Source organism: uncultured Eudoraea sp. (assembly GCF_947258525.1).
In the GTDB taxonomy this organism is placed as follows: domain Bacteria; phylum Bacteroidota; class Bacteroidia; order Flavobacteriales; family Flavobacteriaceae; genus Eudoraea.
The window spans coordinates 1-2,744 of record NZ_CAMYIP010000234.1; the positions used below are offsets into that span (position 1 = coordinate 1).

A 2,744-nucleotide genomic window follows, 5' to 3' on the forward strand; every position below is an offset into this window, starting at 1 on the left:
AACTCAACCACTTCCTGAGGACGGGCACAAAATTCGAGATCCTGGAGTGAGGTACCTGCGCCTCACGGTGCTGCCGGGTGAGTATTCCGTGTGGCGCCTCGCCGCGGATGCACCGCTCCCTCCTATAGAACCCGGCAGCTTTCTTTCGATGACCCGAACCAGCGATGAACTGTCGGTCGTGTCGCAATCGACAGATGTTCCTGAGGGCGCTCTGGCCGAAGTCGGCTGGCGCTGTCTACGAGTAGAGGGTCCGTTACCCTTCGAGATGATGGGTGTCCTCGCCGCGCTCAGCGCACCGCTGGCAAAAGCAAAAGTGCCGATTTTTGTAGTGTCCACGTACGACACCGACTACCTTCTCGTGAAGGCGGCGGATTTGGAACGAGCGTGCGCGATCCTGAGAGACGAAGGGCACGTAGTGGCCCTTTGAACCTGGGTCGTTCCCCCACCCACACTTTTGAACCGCAAAGAACGCAAAGAGCGCAAAGAAGATCATCTGTGTGTGTCGAAGGTCAAAAGACGTTTGCGCTGTCTTGGCGTTCTTCGCGCTCTTGGCGGTTTATGGGGGATGGGTGGTAAAGGAGCCGCGTTCTATCTGATGCCGGGTATGAGCAGGAGTATTCCAATCGCGAGCAGTGCTGCACTGACCAGGCGGCGGAAGGTGGTCTCCTCGATGCGCAGGTGAATGCTGTTGCCGATCAGCGCGCCGAGGAGGACTGCCGGCATGACCGCGAGGGCCGACCAAAGGCGCGGAGCCGTGATGAGGCCGAAGACCGCATACGAAGGTACCCTGACCGCAGTCATGAGCAGAAAGATCGCCATCAGATTGCCCCGGAATGCGGCTTTGTCAACTCCCTGAAGCTGGTAAAAGAGGATAAGCGGCGGGCCGCCGGTGCCGAAGAGACCGGTGAGAATTCCCGAGATCATACCGATCGGCCCGGCGACCCAGCGCGGCATCTGTCGTTCCTGGGTGTCTCGGATGGACAGAAAAACAGCACCGACGGCGACCAGAAAGACTCCGAGGACGATGAGCAGGAAACGCGCGTCACCCCATCGAAGCAACGACGTGCCGAGGGGCGTCCCGATGGCCACGCCGACGAAGATCACGAGCACCCCGCGCCACGAGATCCGCTGCCAGGACGAACGCACGATCCAGAGCTCGGCGGGGAGGTTGACCAGCAGGAGGAGGACGACCGCATCCTTGAGTTCGGGCAGCAGGAGGGCCATCGTGCCGACTGCGATGAGGCCGGCGCCGAAACCCAGCAGCACGTAGACGGCCTCGGCCACAGCAAGGATCAGGCAGACGACCAGGAACTGGGGGAGGGATTCGAAGATGGTTTCGATGCCGAACATCGTGAGAAAGTGTACCCTCTTCGTCGGCGGAAACTGGAGAGTTTTGTATGGGAAAGTTCGATCTCAACGCAGTGGTTCAGCAGCGCACCGAGGTGGGCCCCGGTTTGATGGTGATCAGGGTCGTGCCCGAGGGGTGGGAGCTGCCCGAGTTCACCCCTGGCCAGTTCGCGGTCCTCGGTCTTCCGCCGGATGCGCCGCGCTGCGATCTTGCAGATCCCGACGAAGAGGAACACAAACCGGGATCCCTGATCCGCCGCGCCTATTCCATTGCTTCCGCTTCGATTGCACGCGAGCACCTCGAGCTCTATATCACCCTGGTACGCTCAGGCGGTCTGACCCCGCGTCTCTTCGCGCTCGAGCCCGGGGACAGGTTGTGGCTGGGGCCCAAGATCACCGGCCGCTTTACCCTCGACGACGCCCCGGACGACGCCGATCTGGTGCTGGTCGCCACCGGGACTGGGCTGGCGCCTTATATGAGCATGCTGCGGACCATGTTTCCGGAGGGGAGCGAGCGGCGGATCGCCGTGTTCCTCGGGGCGCGGCACTCGTGGGATCTCGGATATCAGGCCGAGCTGATGACGATGGCCCGGCTGCACTCGTCCTTCTCGTACCAGGCGGTGATCAGCCGGCCGGCCGAGGAACCGGTGCCGTGGGGTGGTCCTGCCGGCTATGTGCAGGACCTCTGGCAGGGCGACCATCTCGAACGCGTCTGGGGATCCCGCCCGACACCTGAATCCACTCGCATCTTCCTGTGCGGGAACCCGGCGATGATCGAGGACATGGTGACGATCCTCGACGATGAAGGCTTCCGTGAGCACAGTCGCAAGGAGCCGGGCCATGTGTATGTGGAGCGCTATTGGTGATCCGCCGGCAGTTCATCTACCTGCAAAATCTGAAGGGCCGCGGGCGGGGGAAAACTTTAGAACCTCAGGACATAGTTGACACTTCGACCTCAGGACATCATTGACACTCTTGGCATTCTGTTTCCTTCAGTAAGGCTGTCCGAATTCCGTGGGCGTAGATCATAGTTGTGGAGTCAAGGATGGAGGCTGTGATACGGCACGCCGAGGGAGAGCGATCGACCGGTTGAGGGCGCGCTTGAACCGCTAAGACCGCCAAGAACGCAAAGACATCGCAAAGGACCTTTTGCGTATCGTGACCAGAAGATATCTTCTTCGCGCTCTTTGCGTTCTTTGCGGTTCAAACCAGTGGGCGGAGGAGGGCATATTCTGTAGGAGGGTCCGGTAAACCTTTCCCCTACATAGCGATAGCGAAGAATTCCTCGTAGGAAAGGGGTTGATCCCCTCCCTGTTGAATCACGCCATTTCGATGAGTGCTGCCACGGTCTTTTCGATCCCCTGGGCGGCTTCCGAAATACTCTGCGCCAGCATGTA

General features: G+C 60.5%; 3 protein-coding genes. 2 read left to right on the forward strand and 1 reads right to left on the reverse strand.

Annotated features, from left to right (window positions below):
- Positions 1–427, forward strand: a 427-nt coding sequence (locus Q0X89_RS17745; RefSeq protein WP_297696689.1) for an ACT domain-containing protein, incomplete at its 5' end; no start/stop codon positions are given.
- Between the two features lie 161 nt (positions 428–588).
- On the opposite strand, the gene Q0X89_RS17750 is transcribed toward Q0X89_RS17745, so the two are convergent.
- Positions 589–1,350, reverse strand: a complete 762-nt coding sequence (locus Q0X89_RS17750; RefSeq protein ID WP_297696691.1) for a sulfite exporter TauE/SafE family protein — start codon at positions 1,348–1,350, stop codon at positions 589–591.
- A 47-nt stretch (positions 1,351–1,397) separates the two neighbouring features.
- Between Q0X89_RS17750 and Q0X89_RS17755 the strand changes: the two genes are divergently transcribed.
- Entirely contained in the window at positions 1,398–2,213 is an 816-nt protein-coding gene (locus Q0X89_RS17755) for a ferredoxin--NADP reductase (RefSeq protein WP_297696693.1), read from the forward strand.
- Positions 2,214–2,744: the final 531 nt, after the last annotated feature.

Bases quoted from the DNA above. Each gene is read 5' to 3' on its own strand.
- Q0X89_RS17750 (WP_297696691.1), bottom strand. From the start codon at position 1,350: ATGTTCGGCATCGAAACCATCTTCGAATCCCTCCCCCAGTTCCTGGTC.
- Q0X89_RS17755 (WP_297696693.1), top strand. From the start codon at position 1,398: ATGGGAAAGTTCGATCTCAACGCAGTGGTTCAGCAGCGCACCGAGGTG.